The sequence below is a fragment of the Deltaproteobacteria bacterium genome, assembly GCA_016874755.1.
Taxonomy (GTDB): Bacteria; Desulfobacterota; Binatia; order UBA9968; family UBA9968; genus DP-20.
Genome location: VGTH01000008.1, coordinates 86956 through 106687, shown reverse-complemented (window position 1 = coordinate 106687; position 19732 = coordinate 86956). Strand labels below are relative to the sequence as shown.

Here is a 19732-nt window from a genome sequence, read left to right as displayed (position 1 = left end):
GCACGGGATTGCTCCACGTGCCGCCCATCACTACCTGCCTAAACTAAATCCTACTACGCCAAGTTGGCTTTGAAGAAGCTCGACGTTCTCGCCCAGGCGTCCTTGGCCGCATCGGGATGATAGCGGTCGGCGTTGGTATTGTTGTTGAACGCATGCTTGGCGCCGTCGTAGACCTTGACGTCAAAGCTCTTGCCGGCCTTCGCCATGGCGGCTTTCAAAGGCTCCACGCCCGGCATGATGTTGGCATCGTCTGCTGCGTAGTTGCCCATGACGTTGCACGGAATGTTGGCGACGGAATCGAGCGGATCGGGGTTGCGGCCATAATACACCACAGCCGCGTTTAGATCCTTGCACTTGGTGGCGAAATTGAGCGATTGCCCGCCGCCCCAGCAATAGCCGACCACGCCGAACTTGCCGTTGATATAGCCCTGCTTTTTCATGTGCGCGACCGCCGCGGTCAGGTCTTCAACGACCATGCCGCCGTTGATCTTGCCGATCTCCTTGGTCGCTTCATCGCTGCCGTTCCAGGTGTCGCTGCCGCCGATGCGGCTCATGCAATCCACTGCGATTGCCGCAAAGCCGTCCTTTGCGAAACGGCGCGCCACGTCTTTGATATGCCCCACCAAGCCGCGGTTCTCGTGAATCACGATCACCGTTCCCAAGTTCTTGCCATCCTTCGGCCGCGCGATGTAGGCATTAATGCTGCCACCCGGGCTGGTGAATTTCACCATTTCCGATGCCAAACCGGAATCGTTCGGATCGACAATATTCTCAATCGTCTGAGCCATTTTGAACCTCCTAAATTTGTAGTTATTGGCTGCCCCAGCTATAGCGAAAAATGGATTGGGCGTCCAGACTTAAACGTTTGATTCGGCTAAAAAGCTCAAAAAGGCTTCGCCCGCAATAGCCGCCAAGCCTAGAAATGCAAACGGCGGGAAACCCGCCGTTTGCTGCAGTCACTGGCCTAACGCTGTCTCACGTCGTCGATGCCGGGCTCGAAGTTGAGCTCGACGATGAAGATTTCTCACTCTTACTTGAGCTGGACGAGCTTTCGCTCTTCTTCGATTCGCTCTTGGTCTCGGATTTGGTTTCCGACGTGGTGCTGCTCGTTGCTTTCGAATCGCCGTTCTGGCCTTTGCGGGCGTAATCGGTGATGTACCAGCCGGTGCCTTTCAATTGGAACGAGGTATTGGAGATCAGCTTTTTCACTTTGCCTTTGCACGTCGGACATTTGCCCAAAGGCTTTTCCGTGATTCGTTGGGTGACCTCGAACTCACCGCATTTTTGGCAATGGTACTCGTAAACAGGCATGGCAAATCCTCACCTTACGCGCGTTTGCGCTGGAACTTAATCACTTGGCTAGGGGATGTCAATTTTTCTTCCGGAAAACGATGTCTCACACCCGCGCATTGCGGTCGCTGCCGTCCGCCTTGATATGGGGTCCACCGAACGCTTCCGAGCGATTGCCAAACAGCACCAGCGGCTCGCTGCCGGTATTGACGATCTGGTAATAATCTTTGGCCGCTAAACAGAGCACATCGTCTTTCTTGATCGGCCGCTCTTCGCCCTTGATGCCCTTGACGATGCCGTTGCCGGAAAAAACTAAAAATGTCTCCGGGTTGGCATGATAATGCATGTCGGTGCCGTCGCCAGGCACGAAGTAAAGCAGCCAGGAACGAAAATTGTCCGTGCCGAACAAATCGACTTTGCGCTGCGCCTTACCCATCTCATCTTTCAGGTTGATGCAATCCACAGGGTTTACCTCCAGCGATTTTCACACACTGTAGCTCAGAGCGCCAAGCTTCGGCAAGCGATCGAAATGGCGCGCCACAGCGGCGCACGCACTTGGTATGAAAGGCCAGAAATTGCCATTTATATAATGTAGTTATATTTTTCTTGACTTTTGCCCTCCTTATTTGGTATGCAATTAGCTTCGATTCTTCGAGTGGCGCCTGCCGCGACAGCCCAAGGAAGGGACCGCACAGGTGGAGGACAACATGGATGGGATACTTCGCGACGCGGCCCGGTACGACCGGCTCGAATCGCTGATTAAGCAGCGCCGCTATGAAGAGAGCATCGAGCTGCTCAATCAGATCATCGCTACGACGCCTCAGGATAGCGACGCTTACCTTTACCGATCGCTGGTAACGCGCATCGTTGCATTGCGCGAGTTCTGCCAAAATCAACGCGAACGACCGGACGCCCACGCCGATTTCAAGCAGTGGGAGAACGAGCGCGCATCGAACACGGCGCCCAACCCAACATCGGCGCGCAAACGTCGGCGCTTCGGTCTAACCCGCGGCACAGCCCACGATTGGGGATTTCGCTTTGCGCTCACCGCTTCGGTCTTGAGCATGGCCTCGATTGTCACGGTGCTTGGCACCGACCTCCTCCTGGGGAAAGGCCGGCGCTTGACCGCATCGACGCAAACGCCCGCCAACCTCGAACAGCGCGCGGCAACGATAGCGGCCGTCGAAAGCCCGCCGCTCGGCACGGCGTCAACTGCGGTAGAAAACAGCGCGCCTCCCCAACCAGTTGCCGGCGGTGACAATGCGCCAAAAATTGCCGCCACCAATCGGTCTGAAGCGGGCACAAAGCCGTCCGGGACGGCGATTGCTAAAGCCAAGAAGAAGAAGCCGAAAGGGAGCCACCGCGCCAAAGCCGAAGGCGATGGCGTCGATGAAGCACCGGCCGTCGCCTCGCGACCGGCCAAAGAGCACTACGCCTCAGCGGCCAACCCACTTTACCTGCGCGCCCGCCGCCCAATCGCCATCAGACAAGCAGCCAGATTCGCCGCCCCGACAGTTGAGAAATTTTCCGAAGGCACGCTGGTGCAGGTAATCGGTGTGAAAAACTCCTGGGCCAAGATCCAACTAGAAGGCAAAGAACCCGGCTTCGTACGCATCGAGTTCCTCGGCCCCGCCGACACACCCACCGCGCGGAGCGAAGCCTTCGCCCGCCTTAGCATCAATTAAGCGCTTTATCGCGCCACCGGCGTCGGGCTGGCGGGCTTCATCGCCGCGCTGCTCACCTTGACCGCGCCAACGATACTGACGACTCACACCATGGTTTGGTCGGAGCCTTTGTTTATTTCCTTGCTGCTCTGCACCGGCCTGGCGTTGGCCCGCTATCGAGCGCCGCCTTCTTTCACTTCGTTGTTATGGATCATGGTGCCCGCCGCACTTGCTCCGTTGAGCCAGAGACGATTTGAAACTTGGCCCCGATGGATTCTTCGAGCAGCTTGGCAATGTAGTAGCCGCTGTTGCCGGTGCCGGTGCTGCCGCACTTGGGCGGCGCCGCGGCGCTGCGCAACTCGTGAGTGCTCCCGTAAGGACTTTTCGCCGCCATGTAAAGCAGCGGGTAGGTGCGCGTCGTGCTGCCGATCCAGCCGAACTTGGCCCAATCGCACTGCGCCTATTTGCGGCCGAGAATTTGATCGAAGTAGAGTCCAGCATTGGTGACCGCGGTCGTCAAGCCGTCGGGCTTGGCGATGCTGTAAGCATAGTTCGCCGCCACCGCCGAACCGGCGCCCGGCATGTTTCGCACGATGATGTGCGGGTTGCCGGCGATTTGCTAAGTCATGCAGGGCGCCACCAAGCGCGCCCACAAGTCATGCGCGCTCCCGGCCGGATAGCCGATGACGAAGCGAATCGTTTGGCCTTGATACTAGGGAGTCTGGGCGTTAGCCGCACCGCAAGTCAACGCAACGAAAAAGAGCGCACCGAGTAGGTTTTTCATCGCCGCCCTGTAGCGCAGGTGGCGCGCGCAAGTCAAATCGAGGCTAGCATGTCAGGTGCCGCAAAAAGTTCGGTAGCCCGGATTTCCATCGTGGAGAGGTTCCGCGTAGGCCGAAAATTCCGGCTGATCGTCGAACGGGCGCGCCAGAATCTTGAGCATTGAATCGAACGGACCATAGTCGCCGCGCTCGACGGCGGCGCTCAACGCTTCCTCGACCCGGTGATTGCGCGGTATGAATGCCGGGCTCGCTCTGCGCATCGACTGCGCTCGCTCCGCGGGAGATAGCTCTTCACGCATGAGCCGGGCGCGCCAGCCTTTGCTCCATTGATCGTACGCAGCCGGATCGGCAAACAGCGCGCGAATCCGCTGCTCGTCGCCCAAAGCGGCATCGGCGAGGCAACGAAACGCCAACGTGTAGTCGACGTGGCTGCCCGCCATTGCCGTGAGAAATCCTTCGGCGAGGTGCAAATCGGCTTCGTCTTCGCTCAGCAAACCGAGCTTGGCGCGCATGCCGTTTAGCCAGTACCGTTCGTAGAGAGATGGGAAACGGTTGATCACTCCCCGGGCGATCTCGATGGCGCGCTTCTCATCGCCATCGAGCAGCGGCAGCAAAGTCTCGGCAAAGCGCGCCAAGTTCCACTGCGCAATCGTCGGCTGATTGCCATAGGCGTAGCGGCCGCGCGCATCGATGGAACTAAAACAGGTCGCCGGATCATAGTGATCCATAAACGCACAAGGGCCATAGTCGATGGTCTCGCCGGAGACTGTCATGTTATCGGTATTCATCACGCCGTGAATGAAACTGACGTTCATCCAACGAGCGACGAGCGCGGCTTGCCGGTCGCAGACGCTTTCGAGCAATTTAAGATACGGCTGCGCGTGGCCCAGCAATTCGGGATAGTGGCGGCCGATCACATAGTCGGCCAGGCGGCGCACCTTGTCCCATTCGCCGCGCGCCGCGAAGAATTGAAAGGTGCCGACGCGAATATGGCTGGCGGCAACGCGCGTCAAAACCGCGCCCGGCAGCGCGGTCTCGCGATAGATCGCTTCGCCCGTAGTCACCGCGGCCAGCGCCCGAGTGGTGGGAATGCCCAGCGCATGCATCGCCTCGCCGATCAGATACTCGCGCAGCACTGGCCCGAGCGCGGCCTTGCCGTCGCCGGCGCGCGAGAACGGCGTCGGCCCGGAGCCTTTTAGCTGAATGTCGCGACGGCGTCCATGCCGATCGATCACTTCGCCAAGCAGCAGCGCCCGCCCATCGCCGAGCCTCGGTGAAAAGCCGCCAAACTGATGCCCGGCATAAGCTTGCGCCAACGGCGCCGCGCCCTGCGGGGTCTCGTTGCCGGCAAAGACCCTCGCCCCGAATTCGGACGCGAGAGCCGCGCCATCCAAACCCAATTCTTGCGCCAGATCGTGATTGAACCGCACCAACTCCGGCCGCGCCACCTGCGTCGCCTGCCACGAGACGTAGAACCCCTCCAGCTCGCGCGCGAAGGTGTTGTCGAAAGGAAATCGAGCAATCCCTGAATTGTTGTGCATCTGTGAGCTTCCTCGAATCAACATATACCATGCGATCACGACACGCCGCGAGCCACCGAATACACTCTAACTCAGGCGGTAGCGGACCTTGACGCAGCGCCAATCCTCAAATACCTTCCCTAGAGATTTATTAGGAGCAGATGCGCAATGTTGAAACTCAACGAGTCGCAAGCCAAGGAATTCATTGCCGAGCTGGCGGCTAAATGTGACAAGCGCTGGAAGCAAACGGTCGACAAGACCCGTTTCATGGATGAGCTCAAAGCAGGCAAGCTCAAAAAAGAGACCATCCAACTCTTTTACAAAAATTGGGGCGCCTTCGTGCCGGTGATCAATTCGGTGTACACCTCGGCGTTCTACAAGCATCTTTGGTTCTTCGTGAAGAACGTCGACTTGATGAACGTCTATACCCAGAAAGTTCTCGATGAATTTGGTCACCCCTCGCCTCCGGGGCACATTCAGATTCTCATGAGCACCGGCGAAGCATTGGGCTTAACCAAAGAAGAAGTGCTGCTCACACCCATGCTGCCCGAGTGCCGCGCCCTGCCGGATTTTCACCGCACGCTGATCAACGACGGGCAGATTCAAGAATATTGGTTCTCGGTTTTGTGGGAACACCCCTTCGGCGAGTCCTGTTTGGATTTCTTCAAAGCGCTGACGAAATACTACGGCCTCACCACCGCCCAGGCGAGCTATTTCTCCAAGCACCATGAAGCGGATACGCAGGATCATCTAGATCGCATGGCCCATGGCGCGGTGACCCAACATGTGCTCGTCCGCATGCTGCAAGAAGGCATCAACGAGCGGCCCGGCTACCCGGCTGAGTATTGCGCTGTGACACCGGCGGACTTGAATAAAATGTTCATGGACGGTTGCTACGCGGCAACCCATTAAACGCAGAAAGGCGAATCGCGATCATGACGAAACTGAATTTATTCTTGGCTGGAGCAGCATTGCTGGGGGCGCAGCTGGTCCACTCCGCAAAAGCTTTTGCGGCCGACACCGTGGAGTCTTTGGTCGCTGCGGCAAGAAAAGAGGAAGAGCTCGTCTTTATCGCCGGCGCCGGCACCTTCGGCGGCAGAAAGGGACAGAGCGATCTCGAAGCGGCGTTCAACAAGCGCTTTGGTACGAAAATGAAAATCGCCTTTGCCGCCGGGCCAGACATGAACGCGCGCGCCGCACGCCATATTGCCGAGATCAAATCCGGCAACAAAGTATCTTCCGATATTTTCTTGGGCTCGCAGTCGCACCAGGCATTGATGCACGTCGAGAACGCCCTCGAAAAAGTCAACTACGCCGGCATCTTTCCGTGGGTCACCAAGCAAATGGAAATCTATCCCAGCGAAACCGTGCTCACCTACACCTCGCCCAACGGCATCATCTATAACGTCAATTTGATCCCCAAGGACAAAGCGCCGAAGAGCTACCTCGATTTAGTAGACCCGAAATTGAGCCCGACCTGGGCCGGGAAAATCGCTATTCCTCCCTATGTTGCCTGGCTGGCCGAGCTGTCGCTCAATTGGGGCACGGAGAAAGTAAAAGACTTCGCCCGCAAGTTGGTCGCCATCAGCGCCGGGCGCCTGCGCTACAGCGAGGAAGAACGCATCGTCAGCGGCGAGTATCCGATCATGGCCAACCTCGGCGACTCGCTGAGCGCCATGTGGAAGTGGAAGGCCAAAGGCGCACCGATCATGGCGGTGCCGGGCACGACGCCGATCAATACCGACTATTTCCAACTCAGCGTGCCGCGCAACGCGCCGCACCCAAACCTCGCCAAACTATTCGTTGCCTTCATGACAACCAAAGAAGCGCAGGAGGTTTTGCAGAAGCACGAGTCGCGCAGCTCACATCTGGTCGAAGGCACGCTGATGAACAAACACTTGCGTGAGTCGAAGTTGTCTCTCCAATCGCCCAAAGAATCCATTGACTACTATCTCAAGGGCGAAAGCGACGAAGGGCTGCAATTCAAAGCCGAGTTGGCGAAGATTTTGAAACAATAGCCCCGTCTTTCGGTAGATGTCGGGCTAGCTGTGTCATGAGTGGTTCCCGCAAATAATGCACTGCATGCCCTACAGCCTCCGCGCAGCAACATGGCGCACGCTGCATCGCTGGGGAGTGATCCAGCGCTTTGTCGGTGCCGCAAAGAACGCAGCACTGACGGCGGCAGGTTTCCACGACGGGCTAACGCTGTTGCCCCATCTCGACCCGGATGCGCTTAACAGGATTCTCACCTATCGCCCTCTCAAGGAAACTGCTAACCATCGCCACGAATCCAAGCCACCGCGCGTTAGCATCATCATTGTTACCTATAACAACTTACCTCTGACCAAACTTTGTCTGGAAAGCATCGCGCGCAACACCGAATACGCAAATTCCGAAGTGATCGTTGTCGACAATCGGTCGACCGATAACACACCGGCTTACCTGCAACGAGTCGCCCACGAATGCAAATGGATCACCTTCTTGCTGAACGATCGCAACGAAGGATTCGCCCGCGCCAACAACCAGGGAATCGCCCGCGCACGCGGTGACTTCTTGGTACTACTCAATAACGACACGATAGTTCCTCCTGGCTGGCTTGAGGGCCTGCTGTGGCATCTGCAAGACCGCGCCATTGGTTTGGTCGGCCCGGTTAGCAATTTCGTCGGCAACGAGGCGAGAGTCGAAGTTTACTACCGCACTTGGGAGGAAATGGAGAGCTTCGCGCGCTACACCATGCGGAGAAACGCTCGAACCATCGCGGATATCCATATGCTCGCAATGTTCTGTGTGGCATTCCGCCGCGAAATTTACGATGCGATCGGACCACTCGATGAACAATTTGGCGTCGGCATGTTCGAGGATGACGACTATTCGTTGCGGATCAAGCGTGCCGGCTACCGGGTGGTTTGCGCACCCGGCGTGTTCGTCCATCACTTCGGCCGCGCGGCCTTCGAAAAGCTCGAGGCGACCGGAGAGTACAACAGCATTTTCGCCCAAAACCGGGAGCGCTTTGAGAAAAAATGGAACCTTCAGTGGCAACCCCATCGATCCGGTTCTTTACGCCGGGAAAAACATGCTATCGCTGCGCGATCCTAACGGTTGAACAACCAACCCGCCTTGTTATAACCATTTGAGCACCCAAGGAGGCGGTCCCTTGAGCAAGCAATCAGCGCGCACGCAAACATTTCTCGGCAACGTCTTCGATCAGTATCAAAACATGATGCAGATCGCCCGTTGTATTCGCGAGGGGGCACGACAAAAATCGCTTACCGAGCCTCGCGTGCTTGAACTATCGCGTTATCCAACCAACCTGCGTGAGTATCTCCCGGAGTCGCGCATCACACGCTATCCGACCCACGACGAAAAGGAAGTTCCAACGCTGCCGATGCCGGTCGCGATTCCGTTTCCGGACAAAGCATTCGACGCCTGTTTCGTCACCGACGTTTACGAGCATATCCCGCAGGAGCAGCGGCCCGGGCTAGTCGCCGAAATGATGCGAGTGACCCGGGGATTAGTTGTGATCGGCAGTCCGGTGAAGCGTGACATTGTCAATCACATCGACCGGCTGGTGTTTGATTTTGTCTGGGGTAAGTATGCGCACGAATTCGAACCGGCCATGCAGCATGTTCGATACGGACTGCAACCGGTTGAAGAAGTCGTTGCCACGATCAAAGCGCAGGGCGCATCGCGCGTTGTCGTATTGCCGGATAACTATCTTTACCGGTTCATCCACCAGATACTGATATTCTTCGATACCCAATATCAAAATCCGTTCAGCGAATTTTACGAATCGGTCAATCGCATCTACAATGAACGGATCGGCCCTTATGATTACAAGGAGCCCTGCTATCGCTATTTGATGGTGCTAGCGACCGACCCGACGCTTGATCTCGACAAGCTTGAGCAAATCATGCAGGCGCCTGCCGAGACGCCCGCTTCCATTGCAAGCGCCGAGGGAGCTTTGGTGGAAGCCTTCCGCCAGGTGGATAGTCGCAATGCCGATCAGTTGCGCGCGTCAGTGGCGGAGATCGACCGGCTACGGCAAGAAAACGAAAACCTCAAAGCAAGCCTGGGTGAAATGAGCGAAAAGACTTGGCTGGGACCGATCATCGCCTTGTATAAAGCTTGGCGCTCCGTCACCGCCCAACGGCCTGCAAGCTAAGAGATCTTTGTACCTTGAGTGTACGTTTCTGGAAAAAACCACGGGCGACGATCGCCATGCGCGCGCTGGGGCTCCATGGGCCCATGGTGTCGTGCCTGGGTCTCGGCTGCATGGGGATGTCACGGTCCTACGGCGACCGCGACGATCGGGAGTCGGCGAAAACACTTCACCTGGCGCTCGATCTCGGTGTGAACTTTCTCGACACCGCCGATGTCTACGGTGCAGGTCACAACGAACAATTGATCGGCGCGTTTGTGCGTAGGCGGCGCAGCGAAGTCATCTTGGCCACCAAATTCGGCTTTGTCAGCCGCGGCGGCAAGACGGCGGTCGACGGCCGGCCAGAGTATGTGCACCAAGCCTGCGAAGCCAGCTTGCGCCGTTTAGGCGTCGACGTCATTGACCTATTCTATCTGCAACGGCTAGACCCTCACGTTCCCATCGAAGAAACCGTGGGCGCCATGGCTGAGCTTGTGCGCAGTGGAAAGGTGCGTTTCCTTGGCTTGTCCGAAGTCTCGGCGGCGACGATCCGGCGCGCCCATCGAGTGCATGCGATCAGCGCCGTGCAATCGGAGTATTCATTGGTCACGCGGGATCCAGAGACGGAAATATTTCCCGCGTGCCGCGAGCTTGGCATAGCTTTCGTGCCGTTCTGCCCGCTTGGACGGGGCCTGTTGACTGGACAGATTAAAAACAACGAACCGTTCGCCGCGCATGATCCACGGACTCTGTTGCCGCGTTTCCAAAAGGACAATCTTCAACGCAATCTCCAGTTGGCCGGTGCCTTGCAACGGATCGCGGCGGCAAAAGAGTGTCAGCCCGCGCAGCTAGCTTTGGCCTGGATGCTTGGGAAAGGGGATAATCTAGTACCGATCCCGGGTGCAAACCGACGCAGCCACCTGGAAGAAAACGTCGGCGCGGCCGCCATCGAAATCACTGCCGAAGAGTTAAAACGCATCGAAGCGGCGGTGCCGCCGGGCGCCGTCGCCGGCGCGCGGCACACCGAAGATGCGATGGGGTTTATTGACCGTTGATCAACCAGGTCAAAAAACGTTTGCGTCAGTGGCGCGTGACACACTCCTCCGAGCCATCGAGTAAAGCCGTGAGTGAGTTTTTCAATGCGTTGACCGACGAACGAACGGCGGCGTTAGCATGGCAGAATTTCCGTGTGCTGATGGACCAACGCCAAGCCGAGTTCGCTGCCAGTTTGAGCCGGCATCTAAGCGGTGAGCCGCTGAGCGACATGTTGAGCTCGTTGCTCACGCCGGTGGGCAACGTCGGCTTTAAGGACGGAGAGACCTGGCTAAAGCTCTACGATCGTGCTGAGAAGCAGCGCATGCACATTGCACCGTTGAACTATTATCACCCGGTCCCTGACACGCAGGCGTTGCCCGAAACGATTTGGACGCGGGATTTTACGACAGCATTGCGACTTGATGCGCCGGCACAGATCGAGCTGCTTGCGCGGCTTGCATCCTGGGGGGGCCGAGTTGGCGAATACTCCAACCACTGAAACCGACGCCCAAACGGGGTAGTATTTCTGGTATAACCCGGCGTTCAATCCGGTGGATGGCGTGATCTATTATTCGATGATCCGCGAATTCAGACTGCAGCGTGTTGTCGAGATCGGCGGTGGCTATTCCACGCTACTCTCAACTCGCGCCGCGCTGCGCAACGGCACGACCCGGGTGGATTGCATTGAGCCGGCACCGCCGAAATTTTTTACCGCAAAGCTACCGGGGTTAAGCCGCCTCTTGGTCTCGAAGGCACAAGACGTGCCCCGCGATCTTTTTGAATCGCTGGACAACAACGATATCCTGTTTGTCGATAGCTGCCATGTGAGTCGAATCGGCTCGGAAGTGCACCGGATTTTTTTCGAAATCCTGCCGCGCTTGAAACCCGGCGTGTTGATTCACTTCCACGACATTTTTCTTCCCTGGGAGTATCCGCGCCAGTGGGTCAAAGACCTGAAAATTTTCTGGAACGAGCAGTATTTGCTACTCGCTTTTCTGATGTTTAACGATGTCTTCAAACCGCTCTTGGCGAATCATTACCTATTGCGCGAACACCTGACTGCGCTGCAAAGAACGTTTCCTTTTTTGCCGCGCTGGGATAAAGCCGGATCGTTTTGGCTTCGTCGACTGCCGGAAGCGTCGGGTGAACCACCACTATGCTAACCGGTGACAATAAGCAGGACCTGCAAGAGCAAACGGACAACGAGAGACTCGTTGCCACCTTGTCACGGCAACTCAAAGAGCAAGAGCTAAGCATCCAGATCTTGTCAGCCCAATTAGCTGCGAAAGAGGCGCGGCTTAACGAAATTACCGGATCGCTTGGGTGGCAGGTCGTCAACCGCTACTCATGGTTGAAATATTATCTTGGGCCGGTCTTTGGTTGGTTCGCCAAACTATTCGACCACGAAGTCAGTGCAACGACCACGGGCGGCGCAAACGCAGAAGCGGAGTTGGCGTTTCCGCCGCCGGTTAAATACGACGTGATTTGCTTCCCGATCATTGATTGGAATTTTCGCTTTCAACGACCACAACAATTGCTAACGTTGTTCGCCAAGGACGGCCACCGCGTTTTTTATATAAGTTGTTCGTTTCAGCAATCGAACCCCCAAGTTCTAGCGCGACGCCTTGGGGAAAACATTTTCGAGCTGCAGCTCCCGGGGCCGTCCCATGTCGGCGCCAATTTGCACGGCCTGAGCAAAGCAACGCTGGAAAAACTCATCAACGCCCTCGCTGAGTTTCGCAACCGCGCAGCGATTGCTCAAGCCGTAAGTTTAGTCCACGTGCCGTTCTGGGCGCCGCTGGCTTTTTCGGCTCGCGCGCATTGGGGTTGGAAGCTCGTCTACGACTGCATGGACGAGCACAGCGGCTTCGCCAACGTCCGGCGCACCGCGCTCTTACCGGAACAGGACTTAATCCAGCATAGCGACTTAGTCGTTGCCACCAGTAGAATTCTGCATGACAAGATCTCCGGTACCGAACGTGCCGCTCTATTGCTGCCAAACGCGGTGGATTTCGATTATTTTCACCACCCTGCTCCGCTCCGCCTGCTCGACAAAATTGGCCGGCCCATTATTGGCTACTATGGCGCGATTTCCCACTGGTTCGATGTAACCATGATCGAGCAGGCTGCGAAGCACCGACCCGACTGGCAATTTGTCTTGATCGGCGACACCGCCGGTGCCAAAGTCGGGCCGCTCAGTCGGCTGGCCAATGTACATATGCTCGGCGAACAGCCCTACATCACCCTGTCGAGCTATCTCAAAGACTTCGATGTTGCCTGTATTCCCTTTCTCCACACCTCTCTCACTCGAGCAACAAACCCTGTCAAATTCTACGAATATTTGAGTGCCGGTAAGCCAGTGGTCTCGGTGCAATTACCGGAGCTTGAACCCTATCAGGAGTACTTCTATCCGGTGCGATCTCGCGAAGAGTTCGTGCCACAGATCGAAGCGGCTCTCGGTGAGCGCTCAGCCGAGAAAGTAAACGCGAGAATCGATTTGGCGCGGCGTAACACCTGGCTCCATCGTTATAAGATTTTGAGTGAAAAAATCACCGGCATAGCTTCGTGCTACAGCCTTCTGTGGGTGTCCCTCCATGGGCTGACCGTCTAAATCGACTTTTGAACGACTACGGCGCCAAGCGCTCGGCAAGGATTCGAACGATTCTTTCAGCAGCATGTCCGTCGCCAAACGGGTTCTTTGCAGCCTGCATGGAATGATACACGGTGTCGTCCAGCAACAGCTCACTGGCGGCGGTGACAATCCGATCAGAGCTGGTACCGACCAAGCGTCCGGCACCAGCCTCGATAAGCTCCGGTCGCTCGGTAACCTCACGCAGTACCAACACCGGCTTATTGAAAGAAGGCGCTTCTTCCTGCACGCCTCCGGAATCGGTCAACACCAGGTAGCACAGGCGCAAAATACGCAACATGTCCTGGTAGGGAATCGGCTCTAACAGATGCACATTGGGAAGCGACGCTAGCTCTTTGCGGACAACCGGCTCTACGTGAGGGTTAGGATGTACCGGATAGACGAACTCAACCCCGGCAAAGCGACGCGCTAAGCGCCTGATCGCATCACAAATTGAAAGCAGTGGAGCACCATGACTTTCGCGCCGATGAGCGGTCACCAGAACCACGCGCTTCTCAGCAAAATCAAGCCGGTTCAGATTCGCGTATGTGAAATTGCCGTTCACAGGCATCAAGCGCAGCGCGTCGACGATTGTATTCCCCGTAACAAACACATCGTCTGGAGATATCCCCTCGTTTAGTAAATTGTTTTGAGCTCGCTCCGTCGGTGCGAAGTGCAAGTTTGCCAGACAGGAGGTCACGCGCCGATTGACCTCTTCGGGATATGGATTGTTGCGATGAAAGGAGCGCAGGCCTGCCTCCACATGACATACACTAACTCCGGAATAGAAAGCCGCCAGGCTCGCCATTGGAACCGTCGCAGTATCACCCTGCACGAGAATCGCATTAGGTTGCCGCGCGCGAATCGTCTCCGACAATGCCGCGAGAGCGCGCGTAGCGAAATCGGCCAGACTTTGATTGCTTTGCATGAGGTTGAGATCGAGGTCCGGTGTGATGGCAAAACTCGAGAGAAAGGGATCGAGTAGCTCACGATGCTGGGCGGTAACGACCAAACTATGCTCGAAAGTGCCTGCGCGCTGGATTGCCTGAATCACCGGCGCCATCTTGATAACCTCGGGCCGGGTGCCGATAACGGTTAGAATTCTCGGATGGACCATGAAGCACTCACAAGAAAGCGGGTTTAACGAACCATAGCAGCGGGAGGCTGTCAACCAATCCCCACCGGCCGGGGTAGCTTCATTGAAATTCGTAGCTGAATCGCTGTATTTTGGGCACACTGCAACTTAACCAGTTGAATGAGCTGAGACAATGCTGACTAAGGAAGAGAATGATTTGATGACCCGCGTCGGACCGGGCACGCCGGCGGGCGAAATGTTGCGGCGCTACTGGTGGCCGGTGGCGTTTAGCGAAGAAGTGACCCAAGAGAACGGCCCGCGCAAGGTGCGCCTGCTCGGCGAAGATTTCGTTTTGTTTCGCGACGGCAGCGGCCAATTGGGACTGTTGGAATTGCACTGTTCGCATCGCGGCACGTCGTTGGAATTTGGCCGCGTCGAGGAAAATGGTATTCGCTGCTGCTATCATGGTTGGTTGTACAACGCCCGCGGCAAATGTTTGGACCAGCCGGCCGAGCCGGCCGACAGCACCTTCAAAAACCGCATCCAGCATCCGGCGTTTCACGCCCAAGATGCCGGTGGTTTAGTCATGGCCTACATCGGTCCGGAGCCGGCGCCGCTTTTGCCGGCGTTTGACTTGCTGGTGCGGCAAGATGGCTGCCGCGTGGTGGGCGGCGGCGAGGAGCATTGCAACTGGCTGCAGCGCGCCGAGAACTCCGCCGATGGCACCCATTCGATCGCGCTGCACGCACCCGGCTACCCGAACATGGCGATGAAGCGGCCGAATATTAAATGGGAGCCCAGCCCTTTTGGCATCAAAGAAACCACCTACGTCGAAGGTGTCTCCAAGCCGCGCATCTCGCATTTTGTTTTTCCCGCGCACGTGCGCCACTCGGCCGCGCGCGTTGGCGAAGATCCGCGCCAGGTGATTCGCTTCCGCGTGCCCACCGACGACTACAAGACCACCACGTATCACATCGATTTTTACCCGCACAAAGATGGCAAGCCGACGCGGCCGGTGGCACTCAAGACCGGCAAATTCGACTACGCCGTGCCCGGTGTCTATGAGCGCGTCAAAGACGGCTGGTGGAACCTGCCCAACCGCGAACAAGATCGCGTTGCCCAGGAAACCCAAGGCCCCATCGCCGATCGCACCAAGGAACATTTGGCGACGGGCGACCAAGGGATCTTGCTGCTGCGCAAAATGATCCGCGAGTCGATCGATGCCGTGCAGCAGGGCAAAGACCCCTTCGCCGTCATCCGCGATCCGCAAAAGAATGGACCGATCACGTTCGATTCAAGCCGCGATGCGGTGGAAGCGCTGAGTTAAAAAAAGATTCACCACAGAGGCGCGGAGTGCGCGGAGTTTAAGGAGAGAAACTAATGCTTAACCGAATCCATGTAGGCCATCGGAGTTCCCTCGCCCTCTGGGAGAGGCTTCGGGTGAGGGCGCGCACCAGCGGCGCTCTATTATTTCTAGCAGCGGGCGTTGCTCTGATTGCGCCGGATACTTCTCACTCCCAAACGATGGAGCAAATCATCGCCGAAGCCAAAAAAGAAGGCGAAGTCACCCTGGTCGCCAGCTCGTCAACCTTCGGCGGCAAAAAAGGCTTCACCGAATTAGAAGCCGGCTTCAACAAACGCTTCGGCCTCAATCACAAAGTCAATTTAGTCGGCGGCCCGAGCTTCCCCCAAGTGGCGGCGCGGGTGATGTCGGAGATCAAAGCCGGCGCCAAAGCCTCGACGGATATGTATCTCGGTTCCGACGGCACCATGGCGGATATGCACCAAGCGAAAGCGCTACAAACGGTAAGCTTTGCTGGAACCTTCCCCTGGGTCACCAAGGAAATGGAAATGTTTCCGCAAGAGACCTTGCTTGTTTACGCCTCGTTTCACGGCATCATCTACAACTCGCAAGCGATTCCCAAAGACAAAGCTCCCAAGAGCTATGAAGATCTCGTCGATCCGAAACTTTCGCCGACCTGGGCCGGCAAGCTGGCAATTCCAACCTACTACCACTGGCTAATTCGCCTCTCGTCGGTGTGGGGCAAAGAGAAAGTGCTCTCCTTCGCGCGCAAGCTCGCGCCGCTGGTCGGCGGCAAGCTGCGCCAAGGTGAAGAAGAGCGGATTGTCAGCGGCGAGTTCCCAATCATGGGCAGCACCGGTGGGCCGCTCGAAGCGATGTGGAAGTGGCAAGCCAAAGGCGCGCCGCTCGTCGGCCTGCCGGGATCGAACCCGCCGACTTCCTCGTATTATCAACTTGCGATTCCAAGAAACTCGGCGCGGCCAAACTCGGCGCGGCTGTTCATCGCCTACATGACCACGCGAGAAGCGCAATCGGTGTTGGAGAAGCAAGACCACCGCAGCTCCTATCTGGTCGAAGGCACCCTCATGCATAAATACGTCCGCGGCAATAAACTCAAGCTGCAAGACCCGAAAGAGCTGGCAGCGGTCTTCGCCAACGATGACGCGCCCTTTGAGGAAGAGATCACCAAGATCTTGCGGTGATCTTCGAGACCTAAGTTCGGTGGTCTCTTATTCCTCACACCCGTCTGGAGGGAGTATCAAGGTGGGGGCAACGCTGTAAGAACGGCCCCCATCCTAACCTTCTCCAGAGGCGGGGGAAGGAATCTAGAGTTCTATGCACATGATAAGAATCAAATTGCTCCTCATCATCCTAAGTTGCCTACTTCTCACGCCAGGCTCGCTTGTTGCGCAAACCATTCAACAACTGGTTGCCGCCGCCAAGCAGGAAAAAGAAATCGACTTCGTCGCCGGCCCAACCACCTTCGGCGGCCGCAAAGGCCTGGCGGAGATCGAAGCAGCGTTGTAATGCATCACTCCGCCTGTTGATCGAGCGTAAAAAGCTCCTGCGGTTTCGCCACACCTCGCAGCGCGTAGCGACCGACCGACACCAACGAACCACTACGCTCGCCGAGCGCGCTGGCGAAAGGCGCCGAGACGAGCATTGGCTGATCGAGCGAGCGGCACATGTTCGCAATCCGGCTGACTTCGTTGACCGCGGGTCCAACAACTGTGAAATCAAGCCGCTCGCGGCTGCCAATATTGCCGTAGAACACTTCGCCCACGTGCAGCCCCAGATACATTTCAGTGATTGGCAGTCCTTCGGCAGCACGCCGATGATTCAACACCGCGAGCGCCCGGCGTGCCTGTGCCGCCGCATCGAGCGCCGCACGGCTGGCGTTGGCACGCTCGCCAACGGGAAATATCGCCAGCGTGCCATCGCCGATGAGTTTGAGCACGTCGCCGCCGAATTGATGAATCGCAGAAAGAATCACATCCGCATACTCATTCAACAACGGAATAATCTGCTCCGGCGCCGCCGTATCGCTGACGCGGGCGTAGTTGCGTAGATCGCTGAACCAGAGCACCGTTTGAATCCGCTCGGCAACGCCCCGTTCTATGCGTCCCTGCAAGACTTTTCGCCCGGCATCGCGGCCAAGATAAGTCTCCACCAGCGTCCCGGCAATGCGCGTCAGCGACGCCGCTTTCATGGTCAATGCAACCAACGGCACCAGCCGCGTCAGGTCGTCAATGTGTGCATCGGCGAAGCCGCCCGGCGCATCGGTCGCCCAGGAAGAGTAGATGCAGTCCATGTTGCCAATCACTCCCGCAGCGGCAAAACGATTGGCGATAGCGAGATAGTCGGTCATGCCATCGCGCAAAAGATCGGCAAGTATCGGGAACTCCTTGGCTGTCTCTGCGTTGACCCGGCGCCGCAGCAAGGGTTCTTCGTAAAGCTCTAGAACGTAGAAGGGACTGCACTCCCAACGCAGTTTGTCCTCACGGCCGTACTCGGTCAACGCTGTATGACGCGTCTGCTGCTTCCAAGTGAACGCGCGGCCACGATAAACGGGATGGAGCGTGTCGATGACGATGTTGGCGCGCGCCAGTGGCACACCGAGCGCAGACACCCGTTCGCAAAACTCGGTCAGCATGGCCGCTTCGCTCAGCCCTGCCAACCCGGCCTGCGTGATCCAACTTGTTAGGGCTGAGCGTTCTTTCTGATCCATCGAGAAACCTTATATCACGAACCGCGGGCTGCTAGAGAATGGCCTTGCTAACCGGTTTAGGCGTGAGGCGATCTACCGTCCTCTTTGCAAGACCTCCTGCACCAAACTTGCGTCGGCGACTCTGTTCCACGAAAAATTCGCCGTGCCTTCAATTTCCAAAAAGGTTTTTACCAGCGCCGGTTGCTCGAAGAGAACATGACACGCGCCGAGCGCGGCGCAGATCCGATGGCGTCATCCGAGATGCGGCGAAGAACGAGCCGATGATACAAGGGGTCCAACCGCACGAGCGACCGAAGGCGTTCTACACGTTCAACGGTGAGTTTAAAGATCCGGTGCGGCCGGTGCACCGAGGATAAGAAGTGGGAGTGTTAATTTTGGGCGGGTAATCAAACCTTCGCAATACATTTTCCCACCGCGCCTTGTATCAGCTCCGCCTGCCAACGCAAAAGATTGCCCGTCGCCATCGTCTCTTCAATCGATCGCGATGGCTTGCGCGCGATCGCTTCCAGGGCGGCGCGTGGCGCCAGAGTGGCTGCGGCGATTCCTAACTCTTTGGCAATTTCGCCACACGTGGTGCGCAGCAGCTCGATTCTCTTTGTGACTTCCGCGCTCGGCGGTTCCGGCCGTTCGAACTTTTTCCGCTCGGGCCACTGCTCCGGTGCCAGCGCTGCAACACGCGCCACCGCCTCATCCAGGGTGCGTAGCAAATGGTCGCGGATATTGCGCGGCAGCTTCGGTCCCTGATCGAGCGGCGCACCAGGGTTGGCATCGGCCCATTGGACGAGTTGAAATATTTGCTCGTTGCCAAATATCTTGAACGGCGGCCGATTGGCACGCTGCGCACGGCCCTCGCGCCATTGCCAGATCTCGCGCAGGTAAGCGAGCTGCCGATGCGTGAATTTTCCCGAGCCTTTGAGCCGCCAAACGTCGTCGGGATCGCGCACGCGATCGCGTCCGCTGGTTTCCACCATCGCGGCACAACTCTCCTTGTGCCACGCTAGTCGGCCGCGCTCGTTCAGTTCAGTCGTGAGAATCTCGGCGAGTTGGATGAGATAGCGGGTGTCGTTCACCGCATAGCGTAGCTGCTTCTCGCTCAAGGGCCGCTGCGACCAATCGGACTTCTGTCCCTCTTTGCCGATGATAACTTGAAAATACTTCTCGATCAGCGCCGCCAAGCCTATTTGCTCGAAGCCCAAGAGCTGCGCTGCAATCATGGTGTCGAAGACTTCGGCGCGTGGGCGAAAGTTAAAATTAATCCGCAGCATGCGCAGATCGTAATCCGCGCCATGCAAGACCAGCGGCTTGTCGGCAAGCGCTTCGGCGAATTCAGTTAGATCCAGGCCGCAGAGCGGATCGACCAGGTAGTGATCGCCGTTCAGCGAAAGCTGGATCAGGCAAACTTTCTCATAATAGTTGTGCAGGCTGTCGGCCTCGGTGTCGAGCGCAACTCGCTCGACTTTGGCAAGGCGCGCCACCAGCGCGTTCAGTTGTGCGGCTTGTTGAACGTAGATGTAGGGTTCTGAATCGGCAGACTCCAACGATGGATTCATTGAACGTGAGGAGGGCGA

The 19732-nt window shown here is 57.2% G+C and carries 20 protein-coding genes; 12 read left to right on the top strand and 8 right to left on the bottom strand.

Going from position 1 to position 19732, the window contains the following annotated elements:
* Positions 1–53: 53 nt before the first annotated feature.
* The 3 genes from FJ145_07080 to FJ145_07070 all read right to left on the bottom strand — a co-directional run bounded on the left by FJ145_07080 (position 54) and on the right by FJ145_07070 (position 1753).
* Complete coding sequence (locus FJ145_07080; protein ID MBM4261193.1) at positions 54–788, bottom strand: dienelactone hydrolase family protein; 735 nt, start codon at positions 786–788, stop codon at positions 54–56.
* 187 nt (positions 789–975) lie between these two features.
* Complete coding sequence (locus tag FJ145_07075; protein MBM4261192.1) at positions 976–1311, bottom strand: hypothetical protein; 336 nt, start codon at positions 1309–1311, stop codon at positions 976–978.
* Between the two features lie 85 nt (positions 1312–1396).
* On the bottom strand, positions 1397–1753 hold the full coding sequence (locus FJ145_07070) for a cupin domain-containing protein (GenBank protein MBM4261191.1): 357 nt from the start codon (positions 1751–1753) through the stop codon (positions 1397–1399).
* 244 nt (positions 1754–1997) lie between these two features.
* Here FJ145_07070 and FJ145_07065 point away from each other — a divergent pair, with 244 nt between their 5' ends.
* Positions 1998–2975: a hypothetical protein gene (locus FJ145_07065; GenBank protein ID MBM4261190.1), complete on the top strand. Its 978-nt coding sequence runs from the start codon at positions 1998–2000 to the stop codon at positions 2973–2975.
* Positions 2976–3165: 190 nt separating this feature from the next.
* Here the strand turns inward: FJ145_07065 and FJ145_07060 are convergent, their stop codons facing one another.
* Together FJ145_07060 and FJ145_07055 are read right to left on the bottom strand one after the other, a co-directional pair.
* Positions 3166–3348 (bottom strand): hypothetical protein, encoded by a 183-nt coding sequence (locus FJ145_07060; protein MBM4261189.1) that lies wholly within the window; start codon positions 3346–3348, stop codon positions 3166–3168.
* A gap of 441 nt (positions 3349–3789) precedes the next feature.
* The gene (locus tag FJ145_07055; GenBank protein ID MBM4261188.1) at positions 3790–5277 is read right to left on the bottom strand and encodes a YdiU family protein; all 1488 of its coding nucleotides are present in this window, start codon (positions 5275–5277) and stop codon (positions 3790–3792) included.
* Between the two features lie 147 nt (positions 5278–5424).
* Here FJ145_07055 and FJ145_07050 point away from each other — a divergent pair, with 147 nt between their 5' ends.
* From FJ145_07050 to FJ145_07015, 8 genes are all read left to right on the top strand, one after another.
* Entirely contained in the window at positions 5425–6168 is a 744-nt protein-coding gene (locus FJ145_07050) for a hypothetical protein (protein MBM4261187.1), read from the top strand.
* Between the two features lie 23 nt (positions 6169–6191).
* On the top strand, positions 6192–7274 hold the full coding sequence (locus FJ145_07045) for an extracellular solute-binding protein (GenBank protein ID MBM4261186.1): 1083 nt from the start codon (positions 6192–6194) through the stop codon (positions 7272–7274).
* A gap of 55 nt (positions 7275–7329) precedes the next feature.
* The gene (locus FJ145_07040) at positions 7330–8352 is read left to right on the top strand and encodes a glycosyltransferase family 2 protein (protein MBM4261185.1); all 1023 of its coding nucleotides are present in this window, start codon (positions 7330–7332) and stop codon (positions 8350–8352) included.
* A gap of 58 nt (positions 8353–8410) precedes the next feature.
* Positions 8411–9418: a methyltransferase domain-containing protein gene (locus FJ145_07035; GenBank protein MBM4261184.1), complete on the top strand. Its 1008-nt coding sequence runs from the start codon at positions 8411–8413 to the stop codon at positions 9416–9418.
* A gap of 50 nt (positions 9419–9468) precedes the next feature.
* Positions 9469–10449, top strand: a complete 981-nt coding sequence (locus FJ145_07030; protein MBM4261183.1) for an aldo/keto reductase — start codon at positions 9469–9471, stop codon at positions 10447–10449.
* Positions 10450–10517: 68 nt separating this feature from the next.
* Positions 10518–10928, top strand: coding sequence for a hypothetical protein (locus tag FJ145_07025; GenBank protein MBM4261182.1), 411 nt, complete (start codon positions 10518–10520; stop codon positions 10926–10928).
* A 61-nt stretch (positions 10929–10989) separates the two neighbouring features.
* The gene (locus FJ145_07020) at positions 10990–11592 is read left to right on the top strand and encodes a class I SAM-dependent methyltransferase (GenBank protein ID MBM4261181.1); all 603 of its coding nucleotides are present in this window, start codon (positions 10990–10992) and stop codon (positions 11590–11592) included.
* On the top strand, positions 11586–13040 hold the full coding sequence (locus FJ145_07015) for a glycosyltransferase family 1 protein (GenBank protein ID MBM4261180.1): 1455 nt from the start codon (positions 11586–11588) through the stop codon (positions 13038–13040). The genes FJ145_07020 and FJ145_07015 overlap by 7 nt, the downstream gene beginning before the upstream one ends.
* Positions 13041–13056: 16 nt before the next feature.
* Here FJ145_07015 and FJ145_07010 read toward each other — a convergent pair whose 3' ends face one another.
* Entirely contained in the window at positions 13057–14175 is a 1119-nt protein-coding gene (locus FJ145_07010) for a UDP-N-acetylglucosamine 2-epimerase (non-hydrolyzing) (protein ID MBM4261179.1), read from the bottom strand.
* Positions 14176–14326: 151 nt separating this feature from the next.
* On the opposite strand from FJ145_07010, the gene FJ145_07005 reads away from it, so the two are divergent.
* The 3 genes from FJ145_07005 (at position 14327) to FJ145_06995 (ending at position 16963) form a co-directional block, all read left to right on the top strand.
* The gene (locus FJ145_07005; protein MBM4261178.1) at positions 14327–15460 is read left to right on the top strand and encodes a Rieske 2Fe-2S domain-containing protein; all 1134 of its coding nucleotides are present in this window, start codon (positions 14327–14329) and stop codon (positions 15458–15460) included.
* Between the two features lie 53 nt (positions 15461–15513).
* Positions 15514–16638 (top strand): ABC transporter substrate-binding protein, encoded by a 1125-nt coding sequence (locus FJ145_07000; protein ID MBM4261177.1) that lies wholly within the window; start codon positions 15514–15516, stop codon positions 16636–16638.
* A 139-nt stretch (positions 16639–16777) separates the two neighbouring features.
* Positions 16778–16963: a hypothetical protein gene (locus tag FJ145_06995; protein MBM4261176.1), complete on the top strand. Its 186-nt coding sequence runs from the start codon at positions 16778–16780 to the stop codon at positions 16961–16963.
* 4 nt (positions 16964–16967) lie between these two features.
* Here the strand turns inward: FJ145_06995 and FJ145_06990 are convergent, their stop codons facing one another.
* Both FJ145_06990 and FJ145_06985 read right to left on the bottom strand, forming a co-directional pair.
* Positions 16968–18164, bottom strand: coding sequence for an adenylate/guanylate cyclase domain-containing protein (locus FJ145_06990; protein ID MBM4261175.1), 1197 nt, complete (start codon positions 18162–18164; stop codon positions 16968–16970).
* A 386-nt stretch (positions 18165–18550) separates the two neighbouring features.
* Positions 18551–19714: a hypothetical protein gene (locus FJ145_06985; GenBank protein ID MBM4261174.1), complete on the bottom strand. Its 1164-nt coding sequence runs from the start codon at positions 19712–19714 to the stop codon at positions 18551–18553.
* Positions 19715–19732 lie beyond the last annotated feature (18 nt).